We start from the raw sequence: 21,342 nt of genomic DNA on the forward strand, positions 1-21,342 counted from the left end.
ATAACTGAAAGGCTAGTATCCCCTCATTACCTTTAATTGTCCAAAACGGAAATACGAACAGCCTCTTCAGCAGCTTCTAATGCCCCTTCTATATAACCACCATTTTCAACGGCAGCTTCAGTGCCCGCGAAATACCAACCCAGATCATTCAATGCAGAGATATTCCTAGGTAACCCGTAGCTTGGGTGAGACGCTGGTGCCATTTGATCGGTCGTCGTTGCAGTGAATGCTTGCTGGCTCCAATCTACCAACTTTACATCTATAGGACTCGCTGCTTGTTCACCAAAAATTCGCGCTAACTGGCTGACTGCCATCGACTTAATAAGCTCGTCACCTGCCGATATTCTCGTAGTTGCATCAATCCCCACAAAACCAAACAGTACCCCGACACCTCCAAACGTCGATGCATCATGTATATCAACTAAAGGGCCGACTCTACTACTTGCAGAGCCTGATAAACCATTATTACGCCAAAAAGGTTTATCATACACCGCAAAAAATTTTGCATGAGCAGCCATCCAAGTAGGCGTCGAAGCAAATGCCTTTTCAATAGCAACAGGTAAAGCGGGTTGAAATTGAACACTCTCTGCAATTAGACGTAATGGCATCGCAAAAATAACGTTTTTGGCAATAATTTGCATATCGGTGGTATGCATTTCACCTACCTGCTTATCATCGTTCATCGCAAGAGTTACATGGGAATAAACACCCGTTTTAACGACATTTTTTACGGTCGACTGTAGATATACTTTATGCGCTGGCAGCTGTTTTTTTACACCATCAATCACTGTTTGCATTCCACCAGCAACACGCATTGATATTGGTGATCCTACAAGACCCGCCTCATAACGTGTTGCAGGCGTAGTTGGATCATTATCAAACATATAAGCCCCCTCCGCATATTGAGGGAATACCGGCAATAACAAATCATCGATTAACTGTGTAATTCGTGGATGCATTGACGGCCAAAACCATGATGGTCCCATATCAACACGATTTAAACTGGCATCATTGTGAGTGCTCTTCAATGTGGTAACAGACTCTGAGTAAATACGCCCACCAACACGATCACGCCCTTCAACAATGACATAATCTTTACCCAATTTCTCTAGTTGAAGTGCTGCATATAAACCACTTAACCCTGCGCCTACAATAATAAAGTCAGTTTTCATAGCGTATCCCCAGAGACAGCATGATTAAGCTGATGTAAATGGTGTCCCGTTTTTATCCACACGATACAACCTGTGTGCCCCACTTTCGCGTTTAATCTCTCCCCTATCGGTAAACGTAACCAATCATGCTTAGTATAATTTACGTCATCATGTTCACAGTCACCATCAATGATCAAGATTTCGATACCTCCAATGTTTTCTAGCATGATCGTTGAATGCTTATCCCAACGCTCTAAACGCACAACTTCATGCTTAAAGCTGTGTAATGATTGAATCGCAACACCCGTTCGCGCTTCATCTTTCACAAATAAGTGTTGTTGGGTGCCAATATGAACGGGTTGAATATCCCCTTCTTGAAACTGCCCTAGTTTCACAAAAATCATACAGCCAGGTTCAACGGAGGGCATATGAGATGTACCGGGAGGGTTTCTCATATACGTACCTATAGGATAACGGCCATGTTCATCGGCAAACTCACCATCTAACACTAAGAACTCCTCACCGCCATCATGAATATGGGATGAAAAGTAACTATTAGGTTCATAACGAACGATGGTCGTCGCAACAGCAATCTCACCACCATCACGCTCTAACATTTTTCGTTTTACTTCTTTTATAGGTGATAACGACCATTGTGACTGCTCAAAGAATGCATTCACTTTTTTCGTAAGATCGATATTGAGTTTCATGTGACTTCCTAGACTGGCTTCTCTTTATTTAGGTACATCATTTATGTGCACCCTATCTATACGTATACAATAAACATCTATACATAACGCATTCGGTATATAAGAAAGTTTGGCTTATTTTCGTATACTCAACAAATCATAACTTCTATACTTCCGTTAAAGATTTTCTTTACCGGAAGTATAATTAAAAGTCATTAATGGCTTTGGGTTAAGCAAGAGCTGATTAAAAAGTAGTGAGTATAAGCAATGAAAATTATCGCGCATTTGAACGGATTACGAGCTTTTGAAGCCTCTGCAAGGCATCTTAGTTTTTCTATGGCGGCAAAAGAATTGAACGTAACACCTGCGGCAATAGGTCAGCAAGTGCGGTTACTTGAAGAATGGTTAGACATAAAGCTGTTTAATCGCAGTGTAGTCGGATCAGCACGCTTAACACTTACCAAGCAGGCAGTTAAAGCGCTACCCGAAATCACACGAGGCTTTGAACACCTTTCAAGTGGGCTTTCCTTATTGCAAAAGCCTGCTAATAATCATCTTCTCACTGTTACCGTAAGTCCTGCATTTGCAGCAAAATGGCTCTTAATGCGTATTGATAGCTTCCAACTTCAACATCCTGAGTTTGATTTACGTTTAGATACGAACACACGTACTGTCGATTATTTTTCAGAGGGCATTGATATTGGTGTACGTTACGGAAAGGGGAATTGGGCTGGGCTATCAGCGGCATTGTTAATGAAAGAAAAAGTCTTTCCGGTATGCTCACCCGACTTGATTCAACAAGGGCTAAAGAAACCTAAAGATATACAACATTTTCCTCTATTGCATGATCAATCTTTACCCGAAGACAGTGGTTTTCCTACTTGGCAAGGGTGGTTAGAAAATCACAATATAATGGGGATAAACACCGACCGTGGACTTCGTATCAATAACTCTGCTTCTGTTATACAAGCAGCAGTAAGTGGGCAAGGCATTGCGTTAGGTCGCAGTGTATTAGTGAAAGACGATTTAGATTGTGGCCGGCTTATTCGTCCTTTTGCTGATTCACAATCCCCAGTCGAGCTTGCGTATTACGTAGTATGGAAGCCTGAACATGATAATACTGAGAAAGTACAAGCTTTTAGGTTATGGTTACAACAGCAGGCAAAAGAAATCACCTAGATCCCCACCATTTTAAATGGGTATATCTATAATTGCTGTTTTCTTTGTGCAAGTGCGTATAAGTGACTAATACTTAGTAATCGCTTACTCATTTTTCGAGCACACATAATGAAGACATCACCCGACAAAATAATGGTCATCCTAGGTTATATGGGACTTCTTCCTTTTGCGCTCAGTATTGCGTGTATTTGGTTGGATAAAACACTTTTTAGCCTTGCCCCTACAACGGTATTTATTGCTTACAGTGCTGTAATTTTAAGTTTTCTTTCAGGTGTGCTGTGGGGAAATGCGATTGATCACATGAAACACTCTCTAAGTCGCAATGCATTAATTTTAAGTCTCCTTTTCGCCTTGATTGCTTGGGGAACACTACTACATTCGCCTGAAGTGTATGTAATTTCAATTCTAGTACTATTGTTTGGTTTTGTGGCTGTATGGTTTTCTGAGATGAAAATAAGAGAAACAGAACATGAAGAAAATCCGAAGAATTACCAACAATTACGTAACCGCTTAACAGCATGTGTGGGCTTTATGCACCTTGTCGTACTGGTAAGTTAAACCTCATCATTTCAACACTCATAAATTCGCCGACTATCAAGGATAGAATAAATAGCCGTAAACGAAAAAAGGCTACCTATATAGGTAGCCTCTTAAAATTCTTTGATTCAGTTTTATGCTTTTTTAACAATAATCTGATCTGTTTCACGTGTTTGCTGAAACCAAAAACGCTTTCTGCCTGAAGATTTAGACATGCTAGTACCCTTTTAAATATAATTTTGCATCAATATGCGTGGAGCCTGAAACGATTTACTTATTTGATGTAATTATACGAAAGGAAACTTCTAGACATGAACTTATGAGGAAGATGTTGGAAATGTTTCTTATTGCACACGGTTGTATTACATTTAAATAGGTCTATTTTTAGGCCTGTTATTTACGATTGATCATTGCTTTACACTGAGCAATCGTAAATAAATGCTGGCTCGAAGCCAGCATTACTTCGAAGAATAAATCTTCTAATTATAAAGCTACAACGTTTGCAGCTTGAAGACCTTTCTGGCCTTGTTCAACTTCAAAAGAAACCTTTTGACCTTCAGCAAGAGTTTTGAAACCCTCTGAAGCGATAGCACGGAAGTGAACGAATACGTCAGCGCCGCCGTTGTCTTGAGTAATGAAACCGAAACCTTTCTCTTCGTTAAACCACTTTACGATACCAGTTGTGTTAGACATAATATGTCCCTTATAAAAATTCATTAAAAAATTCGCAGAGTTGCGATATTGCCAAGAAGTTGAATTATTAAATGTACGTGAAGCTAAGGGAAACACTGAGGACAAAAACTGAAAGCAAATGTATCTTAGGGTTTAACTTTTACTTATACTGCATTAATAACCCTGAACAACAGAGCGAGACGAATAATACCAGACTATTGGTTGCTGTAAAGCGTTTTTTTCATTAAACACAAAAAATATCTTAGGAGGGTTTTCCAACAAAGCTAACAATCTACATTGTTTGGCTAACTCATACTAAAGCAGCAAAGCCTGCCTTGATGATACCATTAACAACCTTTTCTTCGATGGGCGGAACCATTTCATTGCCGATGGGCTAAGGCGGCACGCATACCCAAACCGATACCACAGCCTGTAATCACAACAGAAGTCATAAGCAACACGGCGGAGGTTAATCATTACTGTATCTAAAATAAGTGCACGTCGCAGCCCTACACGGTCTTGTAAACGGTAGTTCAATTAATAATAAAGATTACAAAGCTAAAAATATGGCTGAAAAATTCACTTAATTTTTATTTTTATACTCAAGGTAACCTAGGTATATTTATACAGAGTAAATTAAAACTGCCTGCTTAACCTTTAAATAAAAGCTCAAGCAAGCAGTGTTTATTTTTCAAGCAGAAGATTATCTATTATTAATAATAGATAATACCTTCACCTTGAGTCACTAATGTACCAGCTTCATTCTTCAATATTTTATCTAAGTCAAATAGAGAACCAATGGCTGAATTGCCTCGTCCTGTTTCCACGAACTTACAAACAGCATCGATCTTTGGCCCCATAGAACCAGCAGGAAAAGTAAATTCAGATAAACCAGCAGGCGTTGCCTGTTTCATTTCAGCTTGATCTTCTTTTCCATAATTACGGTAGATTGAACCATCCGTTAAAATGATAAATAAATCAGCATCGAGTTTTTCTGCTAACAACTCTGCAGTCAGATCTTTATCGATAACACATTCAACTCCAGTGCTTTTTCTGTCTTCGATACTGACAGGAACTCCACCACCACCACAAGCGATAACTAAATTACCCGCTTTTAATAAGGTTTCAATCTGTTGTAATTCAACAATATCTTTTGGCATTGGTGATGGAACAACGCGACGATAGTATTCTCCATCAGGTTTGAACATCATTGGTGATGACGCCATGATCTCTTCAGCGCGCTCTGCTGTATATACAGGCCCAACAAACTTCGTTGGGTTTGCAAATGCAGGGTCTGATTTACTCACTTCTGTCTGTGTAACCAAAGTCGCTATCGCTAAAGAATCATCAACATTACGTAATTCTTGTTGCAGCATATAGCCAACCATACCGCATGTCTGCGAACCTAACACATCCATAGGATATGGTGTAGTTTCAGGCGAGTACTCTTGATATGCTGAGTTCTGCTCCATTAATAAACCTACCTGAGGTCCATTTCCGTGCACAACGACAATCTCATGCTCTTTAGCTATTGCTGCAATACTTGCTGCTGATTGTATAATATTCTTACGTTGATTCTCGGCAGTTAATGCTTGGCCTCTTGCCAATAAGGCATTGCCGCCTAATGCTAATACTATGCGCATATGATCGTATCTCTCTATATTTTAATTATTATATTTGAATGTTTATTCCATTAAATATTAACTTTAGTAATCACTGTCACTTTATAAGTTAATTATTTTTATAATGAATTTAACCTATCACAAAAACGTTGTTATTAATTATTTTGTAACCTTGCAGTTAAAAATCAATTAATCATTTTAAATGCTTGCGTAATTAATATATCGCTATAGTAGGGTAAAAGAAATGTCGGAAATGTGACAAATATCAAGATATATCATCACTAGAAACAGTCTGGGTTAATTAGAACTATTCATTATTCGATTAAATATCCAGCTTTTTTCACACAATCTCACTTAGGCGGTCTATTTTTTATGATTGATTCGTCACTAGTGAATATTATCTCAGCCACCTCCTTTTATATTCATTGGTATTTTGTTAAATATTGATAAGTTGATCACGATATTCATACCGTGTACCAATATCAGGTTAGCAGATCATCAACAATAGTGATTTTTATTGTGTAATTGTAAAAGCATGAATACAAAAAAGCCGTGAATATTCACAGCTTTTTTATATTTTTAAACAGTAATACCGATCTAGCGATTGATCATTTGATCACGCTCTGGTCCGACAGATACCATCTTCACAGGTACACCCATTAGCTCTTCAATACGTAATACATATTTCTGTGCGGCTAATGGCAAACTTTCAAATGTACGGCAGCCTGTAATATCTTCATCCCAAGCTTCTAATTGCTCGTAAATTGGCGCAAGAGTCGCAGTTTGAGGCCAAATTGGGTTTTCACAGTGTTCACCATCATAAGCAACACAAATTTTAAGATCTGTCATGCCACTTAGGCAGTCAATTTTAGTTAAAGCAACCTCTGTTGCAGCCTGCAGATCAACACCATTACGTGTTGCTACTGCATCAAAATAGCCCATATCACGTGGGCGACCAGTTACTGCACCATATTCGTTGGCAGCTTCACGGAAGTTATCTTGTTCAGCCATTGCTGTAATTAGCGTACCAGTACCCACTGATGAACTAAATGACTTGGCAACAGCAATAACACGCTCAGGACGTAACGCAGGCAAACCACTACCAATACCGGCATAAGCAGCAGTCACATTCGATGATGTTGTCCAAGGATATTCACCAAATACAAGGTCACGACCAGCACCAAGCTGGGCTTCGAACAATAACCCTTTATCTTGCGCTTGTAAGGCTTTTAGCGGCTCTGTAACGTTACAAATAGCATCTTGCCAAGGTGCTGACACTTCTAGTAACCACTCTGTCATTTCTTCTGCCGTTTGGCTAAATTCAAATGACGGGTACAAGGCTTTAAGTTGTGGCAATTTCCAATCTAACATGAACTTAATACGCTCAAGTAGTACTTCTGGTTGCTTAAGCCAACCGACCAAGATACCTTTCTTCATTACCCGGTCGCCATAAGCGGGTGCTATGCCCTGACGTGTTGAACCATATGCGCCATCACCTAAACGCTCTTCTTCTAGCGTATCTTCAATAGCATGGAGTGGAAGACAAAGTGTTGCACGGTCAGAAATGCACATTTTAACACTTACGCCGGCAGCTTTAACTTCTGCTAATTCTTCAGTTAAAGGCGCAGGGCTTATCACCATGCCTGGGCCTAGCACCGCAATACAGTCGGGATTGAACACGCCGCTTGGCAGTTGGTGTAATTTAAATGTTCCGAAGTCATTAACAACGGTATGGCCGGCATTGTTACCGCCTTGAAAGCGAATACTTGCAGATGCACCACCTGCCAAATAATCTACGATACGACCTTTACCTTCATCACCCCAGTTAGCACCAACAACAACAATAGACGACATGATTCATTCTCCTCAAAAGCGAAGTGCCTATCCTATGCCTTAAGGTTGAATATGAAAAATTAATTATAATTATCACCTTGATAAGAATTCCATATGGGATTATGGTGCAGATGTTCAAATAACAGATAGGTAGTCACATGCTAGACATCCATTGGTTAAACACATTTGTTACCCTGGCCAAGCTTGAACATTTTGGTAAAACAGCCATTAAACTTCATATGACTCAGCCTAATGTTAGCCTTCATATCAAACAGTTAGAAAAGAGTACGCATGTAAAACTGATTGAACGAAATCCATTTAGATTGACCCAAGCGGGCGAACGTTTACTGCAAAGTGCACAAAATACCTTAATGGAATTGCAGACTTGTCAGGCTGATTTAAATGCCCTCAATGATCTAAGCCAAGGCACATTGACCTTAGCCGCTAGTGATATCATTTCGCGTCTATTGTTGATCTCGCCTTTTCAATCTTTCAAAAAAGAATACCCAGGCATTGACCTATCGCTACTCAACACGACCTCAGCCCAAGCAGCCGACTTAGTGAAAAGTGCAAAAGCAGATCTTGGTTTTGTTATCGCACAAAAAGAAAGCCAGCCACTCCACTTCACTGAATTACATCAGGTGAAATGGTGTGCATTAGGTAATGGATTAAAAGAATGGCAACAAGGCAGTGTACAACAAACAGGGCAACAGCAAGCAGGGCAGCAACAAGAAGAGCCCACCCTAATTCTATTAGGGCACGATACCAGAACGCGTGACTTGATTGATTTGGCACTGCCAAGCCTGAAATTACCCAGCTATCGCGTCATGGAAGTTGGCAGTGTTGATGCACAAATCGACTGGGCAGAGGCTGGCTTTGGCGTTGCTATTATTCCTGCTTTTTCTCTGCACCCGAAGTTAAATCTTCAAACAACCATTACCCCACTACCCGACTTCCCAACCACCAGCTTGGGTTATATCGTTCGTCAAAACCAAGTTCTATCTCGTGCTATCAAACAACTATTGCATTGGGTCGATGAAGAGATACAACGTTCACAACATAGTACTTAAATTTGACGCTCAATAGATACGTTTAACACAAATACAAACGCCTCTGTCAGGGTAACCAACAGAGGCGCTTTAGTGTACTTCATTAAAAATTGATGTATTTATGCTGCTTTGCTGTTACCCGGTGTGGCATCTTTGCCATTAAGGGGCTTTTTTGTATCACTATCAGTCTCTTCGTCAGATGCAGTACTTTGTTCACTCAGAACGTCAGCTAAAGTTGAACGCGACAATCGCCCTTCCACTTCACCCTCTGCATTCAATACAGGTAACGGGTGATCGCTTTCTAATGTTTCAGGAATCACCGCTTCCAACAATGCATCCGTTTGGATTGAAGGCACGTCTTCCAACATAGATTCATCAATTGCATTGCCATAATCAGCTTTCTCTACATTTTCGAGAGTTTCTTGCGTGATAACCCCTTGGTAACCCTCATCGTTAATGTAATAACCGTAATCATCTTTAGCTTTACGCATTTCTGCGACAGCTTCACCAATCGTTTCAGCCGAAATTCTCACGACTTGTGGCTTCATCACCGTTTCTACAGTCAAGGCACGTGCACGGTTAACATCTTTAACAAATGCTTCGACATAATCATCGGCTGGGTTCAACAATATATCGACAGGCTCACCTTGTTGAACCAATACACCATCACGCAAAATGGCAATTTTATCACCCAAGCGCAGTGCTTCATCTAAATCATGAGTAATAAATACGATCGTTTTATGCAGCTTTTCTTGTAGCTCAATAAGCTGATCTTGCATCTCGCTACGAATCAATGGATCAAGCGCTGAAAAAGCTTCATCCATTAACAAAATGTCGGCATCAGTACATAAAGCACGGGCTAACCCCACACGCTGTTGCTGCCCACCGGATAACTGGGATGGATACTGGTTTGCATACCCAGCCAAGCCAACGGTTTCAAGCCATTCATTGGCACGAGCTTCCCAATCATTTTTACTCAAGCCTTGAATTTGCAAACCGTAACCGATGTTTTGCAACACAGTTCTGTGTGGCATCAAGCCAAATCGCTGGAATACCATCGACATTTTATTACGGCGAAAGTCTTGTAAGCCTTTTTCATTTAGGCTCATCACATCAGTACCCGCAATTTCAATCACACCTTCAGTGGGATCGATCAAACGGTTAAAGTGACGAATAAGAGTCGATTTACCTGAACCAGATAAACCCATCACGACAAAAATTTCACCTGGGTTTATATCCAAATTGATATCACAAAGCCCGACGGTGTGACCCGTTTCAGCCAAAATATCATCTTTCGATTTCCCTGCTTTCACTTGTTTCAACACGGCTTTCGCATTGGGCCCAAATACTTTATACAGATTTTTGACCCGAATAAGCGGTGTTGTTTGTGATTTATCCGTCATGTTAGCGACCTCCTAAATGCTGTTGGGTACGCTTTGCATAGCTCTGAGAAATACGGTCAAAAATGATGGCTAATGCCACAATTGCTAAACCGTTAAGTAAGCCTAGAGTAAAGTATTGGTTAGTAATGGATTTAAGTACAGGCTGCCCTAACCCTTTAACACCGATCATTGAAGCAATAACAACCATGGCGAGTGCCATCATGATAGTTTGGTTGATACCCGCCATGATATTCGGCATAGCCAACGGGATCTGCACGCCAAATAAACGTTGCATAGGGCTGGCTCCGTAAGCTGTAGCAGCTTCAAGCACTTCTTCATCCACTAAACGAATACCAAGGTTAGTCAAACGAATAACGGGCGGCACTGCATAGATCACCACGGCAATCACACCTGGTATTTTACCAATACCCAATAACATAACGACCGGAATCAAATACACAAATGCGGGCATAGTTTGCATAATATCGAGCATTGGCGTAACGACTGATTGCACCCTATTGGAGCGTGCCATCGCAATACCTATGGGTATTCCCACCCCGATAGCGACCATTGTTGAGACTAAAATAATGCTCATGGTACGCATGGTGTTATCCCACATCCCAAATACACCAATAAGTGAAAAGGCGACAACAACACCAACGGTTAATTTCCAAGAACGGCTCGCCATAAACGCAAAGCCGGCCAACACACCAATAACAATCCACCATGGCGTGCCTAATAATAATTTTTCAAACCAGATAAGGAACGATAACAGAGGGTCGAAGAAGGCTTCGATATTGTCACCGTATTCACGAGAAAAGGAGCGGTAAGCCCCATCGAGAGTTTTACGAATTTCGAGCAGTTGATAGCGATCAAGCTGCGGAATTTCCGTTAACCATGATTTATCTGACATAACAATTTCTTCCCTAAAAATGCAAAAGCCCGACAGTCAATTGTCGGGCTCTATAAAGGTTTACAGCTCAGCTAATGCTTTCTTTACTTTGTCCGCGGTTTCAGGACTTACCCATTTCATCCAAATATCTGAGTTTTCATTCAAAAACTCTTCCGCAGCAAGCTCACCATCAGCTTGGTTATCTTCCATCCACGCTAGTAATGCATTCATTTTCGCATTAGTAAAGGCACGTGAAGATAGGTATTCCATCGCTGCTGGAGCACGCTTCGCAAAGGTCTCAGTAACAACAGTATCGACGGGAGATGGTGGGTACATCGTCACTTTTGGATCTAAACAATCTTCGTTCGTCGTACAATCTTTGAATTGCTTTTCATCAACGCCAGAACCGAAATCGACTTTCACCATTTTGTATTTACCCAAAACAGCTGTCGGAGCCCAATAGTAACCAAACCATGCTTCTTCACGTTCATATGCTTTGGCAATCGAACCCGATAGACCAGCACCTGACCCCGGATCAATCAAATCAAAACCCGCTTTATCCAACTCTAAAGCATTGAATAAATTACCCGCAGAGATCTGACAATTCCAACCAGCAGGACATCCCATGAAAGCAGATTTATCTGGGTCTTCTGGATGTTCAAATAATTTTGCGTTGGCTTTCACACCTTCGATAGTGGCTAAGGTTGGGTCTTTTTTCACCATATATTCCGGCACCCAAAAACCTTCTTCACCACCTTCTGATAAGCTGGAACCCGCATAACGAATACGACCTTCATCAACGCCTTTGTCGAGAGCCGCTTTCATCGAGTTACTCCAGAACTCAGGTGCAACATCCGGCTGCCCTTTTTCGATCATCGATGCACCTGTTGGCATCGTATCGCCCGGCACCAATTCAGCATCACACCCATAACCGTGATCTAAGATAAAACGGTCTATATTGGCAATTAATGTTGCTGAATTCCAGTTCATGTCCGCAATGGTCACTTTGCCACACTCTTCAGCGGAAGCGGTGAACGAAACAGAGGCTAAAACAAGCGATGTCGCAAGAATTTTACGCATATAAATATCCTTATTTAAGGGTTTGATTCCTTACAAACCTTTCAATAGCTTACATGAATACAATCAAATTGCATCAAACATATTCTGTCATCTAATCAATTATTGGCGACAAATAAGAAATATCCAGTGCTTTAATGCGTTATTTCACAATAAACCAACAAAAAAATGTTTAGTGCTGTAATTATTACAGCTATCAACAATTATCTACCAAGTTCCTTCCTAACAGCCATCTCAACTAATCAACGAGTGCAAATTCACTTTCACTCTCTGGTATTCAATAAGAAAGTTAATGACGATTCTATCGTTAAAAAAACAAACGCATTTTTTGTCGAGTCTGTCACATTTATTGATTAGAATAGACGCGTTAGTATTTTCTTATAGTGGATGAACAACATGTATAAACTGGTTGCATTAGATATGGATGGCACCCTACTTAATAGTCAGGGGAAGATTTCTAAAAAAACAAAACAAACCATAGCGGCAGCACGTGAAAAAGGCGTAGTGGTGGTATTAGCGTCTGGCCGTCCGCTAGAAGGAATGACCGATGCACTCAATGAATTAGGCATGACCAGCAACGACGATTACGTTTTATGCTACAACGGTTCATTAGTTCAGCGTGTAGAAAGCCAAAGTGTTATTCGCAGCCAGCTATTATTAGGCAGTGATGCAAAAAACATCGCTAGCCTAAGCCATGATTTTGGTGTTCACGTACACGGGTTTTCTCGCCGCCAAGGTTTAATCACTCCAGAGAACAACCACTACACCCAACATGAAGCGACCATCAACGGTCTTGATATTACTGAAATTGATTTCGCTGAATTAGATAATAACGAAGAAATCTTAAAAGTGATGATGATTGATGAGCCAGAGCTATTATCAAAAGCTATCGCTCAATTACCTGCGGCACTATACGATCAATACACTATCGTACAAAGTGCACCATTTTTCTTAGAGTTTATGAACAAGAACAGCAACAAAGGTGCTGGCGTAAAAGCGTTGGCAGAGCATTTAGGCATTGATGCAAGTGAAGTCATTTGCATGGGCGATGCGGGAAATGATCATCACATGCTGGAATATGCAGGGCTCGGCATTGCAATGGGTAATGCAACCGACGATACCAAAGCGATTGCGAATTATATTACTGACAATAACAATGACGATGGTGTTGCTAAAGCAATAGAGAAATTTATTATTAACGCCTAAGTATGAATTGATTACAAAAGTGAAGGTCGTGACTCACAATAGTATTAACCTTCGCTTTTATTCTTCTTTATCACCTCAAAACAATTAATTTTAACCATTGTTAGAAAATGTATAACTCTGTATTTTCTATCATGAATCAATCTATTAACCATTTATTATTTTCTTTATTCCGCTATGCTTACTAAAGCATAAGATGACACTTAACGGAATGGAGTGAGAGATGTCTGACGAGAACATGCCTAAAGTGCAGGTCGAACCAAGGGAAAGGATCGCCTCAAAATCAGAAAAACCCAAACGTATAAAAAAAGTTCGTACCAAAAAAGAGAAATCCCCTCCCAATAAAGTAAAACGTTTAACAACGTTTGTACTTTCTTTATGTATTGGTTTATTTGTTTTCTATATTGCCGCCGATCGTATTATTCCCTCTACAGATATGGCACGTGTTCGTGGATTTGTTATTCCCATGACACCTTTAGTCTCAGGACGGTTGGCCGAAGTCGCGGTAGAACCCAACGAAATTGTTAATCCTGGCGATATTTTGGTGAAAATTGATTCTGCTGATTATGAGCTCGCAATTCAAGAAGCAGAGCAAGGGTTAGTCAATGCAGGGAAAAGTGTTGGTGTACAAACAGCGTCTATTGCTTCAGCCCAAGCCAAATTAACCGATGCAATAGCCAATCAAGCCCACTTACGTGCACAAGCCACACGTATTTTGACCATGGAAAAAAAAGGTATTGTTTCGAAATCTGATGCTGATAAAACACGCGCTTCACTTGCCAGTGCTAAAGCACAAGTAGAAACTGCGCAAGCTGGTATAGAACAAGCAAAGAAACAGCTTGGCTCAACCGGTAATGAAAATAGCGAAGTAAAATCAGCATTATTAAAGTTACAAAAAGCGCAGCTTGATTTAGACCGCACGGTTATTAGAGCGCCAGCGATTGGTGGCGTAACAAACTTCCGTTTAGATGAAGGTTTCTACGCCCAAGCAGGTCAACCTTTATTCACCTTTGTTTCGGGTGAAGACGTTTGGATTGATGCCTATTTTCGTGAGAATAGTATTGGCAATATGAAAATTGGTGATAGCGTAGACATCGTTTTGGATTATGCTCCCGGTCGTGTTTTTGCAGGGAAAATAGCGGGGATTGATTGGGGGATCAGCTGGGGTGAAAATGAACAAGCAGGCAAACTCGCGGCTGTTACATCTCAAACCGGTTGGCTACGACAGACCCAGCGTTTTCCAGTGACGATTCGATTTGACGATGAAACAGCCCGAGGCTTCCGTCGAGTGGGCGGACAAGCCGACATCATCGTATATACCGAACAATCTTCAGTCATGAATACGTTTGGTCGAGTATGGATTCGTATAATGAGCTGGTTATCTTATGTCCGATAACAGCCATGAACTAGTTGCTGATATACACACTCCTCCCACGGAACAAGCCATAGCTCAGCGTCGTATTTTTCGTTACGTTATAGGGCTTGTTGTCGCGTGTGCTTTGGCATTCGGCATTGGGTGGGGGCTGTCTTTTGTTGCGCCTGTCTTTCTCGCTAAATTTCTAGTTGATCACCAAAAGCCAACCTCTCATACAATCAGTCAATTACTCTTAGCAATGACGGTAACCGTACTTATTGGCTTATCTGTCAGTGCCGGCATCACTCAGTATCCGTTGCCTTTGTTATTGCTACTGAGCTTACTGATGTTCACAGCCTATTACCTATTCATGGATCCACAGTGGAATTTTTTCGCGACCATTTTAATGATCGCGGTAATGCTACTGCCTTTCATGGGCATAATATCACCAGGTTTGGCTGTTTACATAGGTGTGGGATTAGCTACGTCTGGAGTGGTCGCTGTATTGCTATTTGGCTTACTTCACCTCTTATTACCTGATATAGCCCCTATTAATAAAGAGCAACTACAACCCGCTCCCTCGCTAACACATGACCAACGTGTATTCGAATCATTAAAAGCCTTAACCATTTCTTTTCCAATTATTGCCTATTTTTATTATTTCCAAATAACAGGTGCAATACTCACCATGGCATTCATTGGTCTTTTATCATTGCAGACCGCGGGGCAGAAAAGTATAAAAGTGAGCATGTTTCTGCTGCTGACCAATATAATCGGTGGCTTAGTGGCGATTGTGTATTACGAGTTACTTGTTATGGTGCCGCATTTCTTATTCATGCTCAGCCTTATTGCGCTGATTGGTTTGGTATTAGGAACAAAAATTTTCAACGAACCCGCCAAAGCCCCTATCTGGGCTGGCGTAATGTCAGCATTACTGGTTTTACTTGGCTCAACTGTCGCGTCCGACAGCAAGTTGATGGACGATAACTTTTACATGCGTATCGCACAGATAATGATGGCAAGTATTTATATGATTGTGGTGTCGTTTATTCTAGATAAGTGGCAATACAAGCAGGAAGTGACAAAGGGCTCAGAGTAAAACTGATTTAGAGTAAACCCCTACCTTACTGGCAAACTCCAAACGTAAAAAGTCGCTAACAATATAGAGGCTTTTTTGTAAGTATTTAAGCTAAGACAAATTATTCGATAAACCCTGTACTTATGGTTGATGCTGACCGTTCTTGATTTTCATCTATACCACTGGTTAGCTAACCCTTTTTGCAACATTGGTTCGACAGAGGTCTCTAAAATCTTTCGGCGTCAAACTGGTATGGCGTCTGAAAAATTTGGTCATATTCGTTGCCTCTTTAAATCCGAGCTGCAGCGAGATATCCAGTATCGAATACTGGCTAAAGGCCAACAAGCGTTTTGCCTCAAGCAAGACTCTATCATCAATTAACTCTTTAACACTGCGACCTGAATAATCTTTCGCAATTTTATCAAGCTGTTTGATACTTTTTCCCATTATTTTTGCCACATCCCCGACGGAAGGACGTTGACTAAAGACTTTTTCGATATACTTTTTTAATGCGTGATAATTAATATTCTTTTGACACAGGCTGGTGTTATTACACAACGCTTGATAGTTAGGTACTATTTCTTTTAGCATAAGAGCACGCATTAAATTTCGAATAATTTCATCTTTATAGCTACTACCTTCACGATGGTACTCTTGGTCAATCTGGTCAAATAAAACACCAAGGTTATCTGCTGTTTCAGTAATACAATTAACTTCTTCAACCGCTGTTGCCATTACTTCTTGGTAAGGATCGTCGCCCCCCGAGTGTAAAAACTCATTACTAAAAGAAATGACGTATCCTTCAACGCTGCAATGTTCAGAAAAATGATGGACTTGATGTTTACCCAAAGTGAGCAGTGTACCAGGCTTCAATTGATACCTTTTGTAATCAATAAAATGATAGCCCTCCCCCTGAGTTATATAGATCAAGGCGCTAAACCGTAAACGGTGTGGTTTACCGATATAGAGCAGGTCTCGTTGCTGATAGAACGTCGCGATAGTGTTAAAAGAAAGCTCTAAATTAGCACTCACATCGTTGAGCAATACTGCGGGAATATCTTTATTTATCACGATCATCCTAATAAAAAAGAGGCAACCCATGCCTCTTAGGTATCCTTCTTAATGTCATCAATAACTTAATAGTTCAGTTCTGATAACTCTGCTGCGACTTTTTGGTAATCAATCTCGATATCAGGTTCGATGGTTGTTTCCACCTCAATACTGAAAATGTACAGCGGCTTATTTTGCTTGGCAACGGAATTTTGAGTCACAAAGCTGTCCCACAAGTGGGCAATAATCAATACCGTTGAAACGCAGTAAAAAACAAAAGTCAGGTTTTTTCTCATTACTCACGTCCTCCAGTCTTGCTCTGGCATTGACCATCTTCAGCTTGCTTTCGTTGTTGACGGTGTTGTTTTGCTCGTTTTTTTTGTACCTGTTTAAACCATGATTTATTGAACGTCAAAAAGTCAGTCATCGCATTAATTGGGCATAACGTCTGACACCACGGTCGACGAACCACCAATGATGTTAATAAAATAACAATTGTCAGAACAAAAAGGTACATCGTCCCAATCATGCCAAACATAATACCAAACGGTTCGTAAGAAAATGCGACCGGATTACGAAAATATGCGCCAAGACACAATGTAGTTAATAATAATACGCGAGGGAACCACAACAGAAATTCGTTTTTGATTGTGGAGGATTTTGCATTACCGACCTTCGCTAGGCATTGCTGCACCGCACCGAAAGGACAGATATTCTGACAATAGACATTTCGGTTGTAATACAATATGTATACGATGCTTAACAGGATCAAGATTAAAGGCGTGTAATTCACGAAACCATATAGCCAAGCACCAGAAATGACCATACCCATAGTGGATGCGGTATACAGCGTTGCTGAATAAAAACCGAATACCCCCATTGAGATAATAAGCACGACCCAGTTGATCATCACTTTCTTTTTATTTCGGGTTCTGCTTGCCCACACCGCGACACCAAAAAAGACGAATGCGACTAAGTCTAACCACTGCAGCGAAGAAAAAATACTTTTCGACTCAGACAAGGTATAGCCGTAGATTTGCTCACGAACAGGCTTCGCAGCATGCTCAACCGCATCCATTAAGGCAGTTGAAGTTAGGGTCGCGCCCGTCACGCTATCAAACGTGACGTTGGTATCAATGGGTTGACCTAAAATACGGTCAACAACCCCACTCTGCATGACTTTGTCTAAATAGGTTGAAGTCTCTTTTGAATCAATAATTGCCAGTGCTTGTAATGTGCCCGAGGGTGAGATATTAATGCCAGCGAGCATCTCGCCGCCATAGCCAATACCGCTTCCAACACTTATCCATTCAACTACGTTACTTTCATTATCACTTCGAACCACACCTTGGAAGGTATTCGATCCTGCTGGTTCAAGCTGCTCCGATTGAAGGGTTAAATAGGATAATTGAGCCTGTTGATTATGTTGACTCCGATCCCCCCCTAAATACAAAAAAACAGCAAACAGTAATATTGAAAGTACACTAATAAACTTATCAAATACTTTTGATTTCGAAGACGTTTTTTTCATCATATTTTATTATCCCCGTATTATGACAATACGGGGATATACCTTATTCACTAATGTTAATGCTTATATCCTTCGGTTTCATTGCAATCAAAAGCCGCAATAACAATGCACCCACAATGATTAGCAACGTTCCAGCAAAGCCGAGTAAATACCAGCCAGCTAAACCTTCATTCTCACCCAATAAGGTAAATGCACCAGCAATGGTCAGCATCATCGAGAACCACCAGCCACCAACTAAGCACCATTTCCACAGCTTCATTCCCAGCTGATATTCTTTAGCCCATTGATTTGCCCCAGCAAACACTAATATTTGCAGCGCGCCTAATCCCATCCAAAATAGCGGGTCTAATACCGTTGATTGTGGAAACATTAAAATCCCTCCCAGTTTCCGTCATATTCCCAAGTTTTGGTGACTTTTAAATAATTTTCACTACGCAACCATTCTGGTGGCTGGTGATAGCCAGCAAATCGTCCGCCATTCCAATCACCGTGATACGCTTCTGCATCGGGGTAATAAAAGAAGTTATGCTGCATCGCAAGCAGCGCTTTACGTGTAGCACCAGTAGGGTCTCGCGGATCCGCTTCTTTCACCAACGCGTGTATCCAGTTGTTTTTACGTGTATAAGGACAAACTGCGATACACACACGGCAACCCATCCCTGTTTCAGTTGGCCCTTGGCGCCATAACTTCCAACAGCCATCTTGGTTGAAGGCAAACTTACGATAACCACGAACCACTGCATCTGGTTTATCGGCATGGCTAATCGATCCACTTGGGCACGAATCAGCACAAATCTTACACTCTTCACAAAAGTGCTGAACTTTAGTATTGATAGGTTTATCGGCTTCAAGATCAAGATCGGTGATCACCGCCGCTAATCGAATATTTGGCCCCAGCTCTGGCGTTAGTAAAATACCATTGCGCGCTGCTTCCCCCATACCCGCTTGAATAGCAAGTGGTGGCACAATGATCTCGTAATCAGAACCGGGCCATTGTGGTCGCGCAGCATAGCCAAGCTCACCTAAATAAGCGGCCATCAAACCAGCTGCATTTTTGGCTCTAAAATAACCATCATACGAGGTAGAATAGCCAATCGCTGCATACATTGGATCCCAGTTCATCGGCGTACCAAAAACAATGACATTTTTCCAGTGCTTGGGAATCGACTCATCCCACTCAGGCATGCCGCGCATGGTATTTTTAAACACAAAATTAGGGTCCATTTTGGTGATCCCTACAATGCTCATACCAAATTTAAACGCCATTTTTTTGATCAGATCAGAGGCATGTTGGGGCGATTTAAATTCCTGCTGCTCCCTTCTAACCCATTGGAAATCCACTTCATCTGGATGGCCGTTTGGCTTTGGTGGGAAATCACTGTATACCCCACGCATAAACGCAGCTGAATGGGCCCAACCTAAGGCAAATTGATCACGGTGCTTCTCGACATTTTGATCATGCTTCACTTTTTCACTAAAAGATTGGTACATGTCATCCCAACGTTCTGGATAACGCGAGTAATACTCTCTTATTCGTGTATCTGGAATTGTTTTCCAATCGGTCGTGGGTACCCAGCCATCTTTCATTAATGTTGAAAGCACGCCAGTACGGTGAAATAAGAAATCACTCCACTCAGGACGTACCAATTTACCCGCCACTTCTAACGTTGGCGCGCTATTAACCCGGAAAGGTTCACGATTAAAGAACATGTCTTTACCCGCTTCCGTTCGGCCATACCCCACATTGGCATCGGGATCGCGGCCAAGAGCAAAACCAGCACCTGCCGATGCACCAACAGTAACTGCTGCAGCGGCTACGCCTCCCATCTTTAGAAAATTACGACGCGAAGGGTTATCTGCACCTTCTATTGTGCTATTTTTAGATTTCACTGTTGCTCCCCAATACTAGCTAATTACACTTACAGCAATACTATTTTGCTGTCTGATCTCATTAATTTGGTCGCGATAAATGCTGCTATAGTGCGTTGATAGTTTATTAAGCTCTGCCAGCACATACTCAGCATCTAACCACTGCTTGGTGTGGTAATAGGTAAGAAAAAGCTGCTCAAGCAGCTCACAGTCATGTGGGTCAAACGCCAATAGGCATTTCAAATCGGGCTCTAATACGGTCCACTGATGAGCACCAATTTGAGCTTTTATTCTTAAATGCAGCACATCGTAAGAATCAGGGGTATTACTGAGGTAATGGTTGAAGGCGGCAATGGCTTCTTCATAACGTTGACATTGAAATGCTGAAATACCACTTAATCGAACCAGTTCCATGGATGTGATTTCATTATCAATCGATAATTGGATCCAGCGCTCCGCTTGTTCTGTATTTTTAAGCGCTAAATACGCACTGATCGCTGTGATGTAAGTCGCGACAATCGTTTTGTCCAAGGTGAACACTTTTTCACAATAATTAGCCGCTTGTTTAAATTCACTATCTTGGTAATAGCAGCCCGCTAAATTTTGATAACCGCCAGATAATTCAGGTGCAAGCGCAATAACCTGTTCAAACATTTCGATTGCCGCCGCATTTTCACCGGTATAGATGTGATTAAAACCAAGGTGGTTAAAACACATGTAACTATTAGGGTTAGACTTTATCCCATCTTCAAACATTGCTCGGGCATGCTCATGATCCCCTAACTGCTGATAGATAAGTCCAGCCTTTAAACTAAATTCATCATTAGATAACTGAGTTCGAAAATGATTAATAACCGCTAGCGCAAGCTGACATAACTTAGCCGACATTAAGATGTTATAAGCGGTATCTAGTTGGTTTAGCGACAAACTTCCACGACGAATGATATCGCTAAAAAAAGCGGTGAATGCTTCATGTTCTAACCAGTCATTCTTATTTTTATCCTCACCGCTATATACAGTACTAAACTGACTTTTAATAAAGTTATATTTATAATTCAGGTTATCTTCGATATTTCCCTCATATAAAAAACCGCCAGTTTTTTCCTGAAGATATTGATAGAGTTCTAACCACTTTGTATCCATCATGTCGTTACGCCAAATCATTTTGAATAAT

20 protein-coding genes are annotated in these 21,342 nt (G+C 41.1%); 6 read left to right on the forward strand and 14 right to left on the reverse strand.

Translation table 11 applies throughout. The features are described from left to right. Positions 1-32: 32 nt before the first annotated feature. Complete coding sequence (locus C9J48_RS06805; RefSeq protein ID WP_006228979.1) at positions 33-1,172, reverse strand: flavin monoamine oxidase family protein; 1,140 nt, start codon at positions 1,170-1,172, stop codon at positions 33-35. Then, positions 1,169-1,861 carry a cupin domain-containing protein gene (locus C9J48_RS06810; protein ID WP_006228978.1) on the reverse strand — a complete coding sequence of 231 codons (693 nt, stop codon included), beginning with the start codon at positions 1,859-1,861 and terminating at the stop codon, positions 1,169-1,171. The genes C9J48_RS06805 and C9J48_RS06810 overlap by 4 nt, the downstream gene beginning before the upstream one ends. Before the next feature lie 246 nt (positions 1,862-2,107). Between C9J48_RS06810 and gcvA the strand changes: the two genes are divergently transcribed. Further along, the gene (gcvA, locus tag C9J48_RS06815; RefSeq protein WP_006228977.1) at positions 2,108-3,019 is read left to right on the forward strand and encodes a transcriptional regulator GcvA; all 912 of its coding nucleotides are present in this window, start codon (positions 2,108-2,110) and stop codon (positions 3,017-3,019) included. Between the two features lie 108 nt (positions 3,020-3,127). Further along, complete coding sequence (locus tag C9J48_RS06820; RefSeq protein WP_036802559.1) at positions 3,128-3,577, forward strand: DUF3429 domain-containing protein; 450 nt, start codon at positions 3,128-3,130, stop codon at positions 3,575-3,577. Between the two features lie 462 nt (positions 3,578-4,039). Here C9J48_RS06820 and cspE read toward each other — a convergent pair whose 3' ends face one another. The 3 genes from cspE to C9J48_RS06835 form a co-directional block, all read right to left on the reverse strand. Further along, complete coding sequence (gene cspE, locus C9J48_RS06825; RefSeq protein ID WP_006228553.1) at positions 4,040-4,249, reverse strand: transcription antiterminator/RNA stability regulator CspE; 210 nt, start codon at positions 4,247-4,249, stop codon at positions 4,040-4,042. A gap of 692 nt (positions 4,250-4,941) precedes the next feature. Then, complete coding sequence (locus tag C9J48_RS06830) at positions 4,942-5,871, reverse strand: carbamate kinase (RefSeq protein WP_006228974.1); 930 nt, start codon at positions 5,869-5,871, stop codon at positions 4,942-4,944. Positions 5,872-6,447: 576 nt separating this feature from the next. Next, positions 6,448-7,704: an adenylosuccinate synthetase gene (locus tag C9J48_RS06835; protein WP_006228973.1), complete on the reverse strand. Its 1,257-nt coding sequence runs from the start codon at positions 7,702-7,704 to the stop codon at positions 6,448-6,450. A 137-nt stretch (positions 7,705-7,841) separates the two neighbouring features. Here C9J48_RS06835 and C9J48_RS06840 point away from each other — a divergent pair, with 137 nt between their 5' ends. Continuing rightward, entirely contained in the window at positions 7,842-8,753 is a 912-nt protein-coding gene (locus tag C9J48_RS06840; protein WP_006228972.1) for a LysR family transcriptional regulator, read from the forward strand. Positions 8,754-8,851: 98 nt separating this feature from the next. Here the strand turns inward: C9J48_RS06840 and C9J48_RS06845 are convergent, their stop codons facing one another. The 3 genes from C9J48_RS06845 to C9J48_RS06855 are packed head-to-tail and all read right to left on the reverse strand — an operon-like array spanning position 8,852 to position 12,086. Beyond that, positions 8,852-10,135, reverse strand: a complete 1,284-nt coding sequence (locus C9J48_RS06845) for a quaternary amine ABC transporter ATP-binding protein (RefSeq protein WP_006228971.1) — start codon at positions 10,133-10,135, stop codon at positions 8,852-8,854. A 1-nt stretch (position 10,136) separates the two neighbouring features. Beyond that, complete coding sequence (locus C9J48_RS06850) at positions 10,137-11,027, reverse strand: ABC transporter permease (RefSeq protein WP_006228970.1); 891 nt, start codon at positions 11,025-11,027, stop codon at positions 10,137-10,139. A 60-nt stretch (positions 11,028-11,087) separates the two neighbouring features. Beyond that, entirely contained in the window at positions 11,088-12,086 is a 999-nt protein-coding gene (locus C9J48_RS06855; RefSeq protein WP_006228969.1) for an ABC transporter substrate-binding protein, read from the reverse strand. A 393-nt stretch (positions 12,087-12,479) separates the two neighbouring features. Here C9J48_RS06855 and yidA point away from each other — a divergent pair, with 393 nt between their 5' ends. From yidA to C9J48_RS06870, 3 genes are all read left to right on the forward strand, one after another. Then, the gene (gene yidA / locus C9J48_RS06860) at positions 12,480-13,289 is read left to right on the forward strand and encodes a sugar-phosphatase (protein WP_006228968.1); all 810 of its coding nucleotides are present in this window, start codon (positions 12,480-12,482) and stop codon (positions 13,287-13,289) included. 220 nt (positions 13,290-13,509) lie between these two features. Then, positions 13,510-14,682 (forward strand): HlyD family secretion protein, encoded by a 1,173-nt coding sequence (locus C9J48_RS06865; protein WP_006228967.1) that lies wholly within the window; start codon positions 13,510-13,512, stop codon positions 14,680-14,682. Continuing rightward, positions 14,672-15,739 (forward strand): DUF2955 domain-containing protein, encoded by a 1,068-nt coding sequence (locus C9J48_RS06870; protein ID WP_006228966.1) that lies wholly within the window; start codon positions 14,672-14,674, stop codon positions 15,737-15,739. Before C9J48_RS06865 ends, C9J48_RS06870 begins: the two co-directional genes overlap by 11 nt. A 165-nt stretch (positions 15,740-15,904) precedes the next feature. Here the strand turns inward: C9J48_RS06870 and C9J48_RS06875 are convergent, their stop codons facing one another. Genes C9J48_RS06875 through C9J48_RS06900 form a run of 6 tightly spaced genes read right to left on the reverse strand, consistent with a single transcriptional unit; the run spans position 15,905 to position 21,314 of the window. Further along, complete coding sequence (locus tag C9J48_RS06875) at positions 15,905-16,795, reverse strand: helix-turn-helix transcriptional regulator (RefSeq protein WP_006228965.1); 891 nt, start codon at positions 16,793-16,795, stop codon at positions 15,905-15,907. A gap of 59 nt (positions 16,796-16,854) precedes the next feature. Next, positions 16,855-17,064 (reverse strand): hypothetical protein, encoded by a 210-nt coding sequence (locus C9J48_RS06880; protein WP_006228964.1) that lies wholly within the window; start codon positions 17,062-17,064, stop codon positions 16,855-16,857. Further along, on the reverse strand, positions 17,064-18,302 hold the full coding sequence (locus C9J48_RS06885) for a 4Fe-4S binding protein (RefSeq protein WP_006228963.1): 1,239 nt from the start codon (positions 18,300-18,302) through the stop codon (positions 17,064-17,066). The genes C9J48_RS06880 and C9J48_RS06885 overlap by 1 nt, the downstream gene beginning before the upstream one ends. A 40-nt stretch (positions 18,303-18,342) precedes the next feature. Further along, positions 18,343-18,669: a VcrB family reductive dehalogenase putative membrane anchor gene (locus tag C9J48_RS06890; protein ID WP_006228962.1), complete on the reverse strand. Its 327-nt coding sequence runs from the start codon at positions 18,667-18,669 to the stop codon at positions 18,343-18,345. Further along, positions 18,669-20,189, reverse strand: coding sequence for a 4Fe-4S dicluster domain-containing protein (locus C9J48_RS06895; RefSeq protein WP_006228961.1), 1,521 nt, complete (start codon positions 20,187-20,189; stop codon positions 18,669-18,671). Before C9J48_RS06895 ends, C9J48_RS06890 begins: the two co-directional genes overlap by 1 nt. A 15-nt stretch (positions 20,190-20,204) precedes the next feature. Then, the gene (locus C9J48_RS06900; RefSeq protein ID WP_036802872.1) at positions 20,205-21,314 is read right to left on the reverse strand and encodes a tetratricopeptide repeat protein; all 1,110 of its coding nucleotides are present in this window, start codon (positions 21,312-21,314) and stop codon (positions 20,205-20,207) included. Positions 21,315-21,342 lie beyond the last annotated feature (28 nt).

Origin of the sequence: Photobacterium profundum (genome assembly GCF_003026285.1) — a bacterium.
GTDB lineage: Bacteria > Pseudomonadota > Gammaproteobacteria > Enterobacterales > Vibrionaceae > Photobacterium > Photobacterium profundum.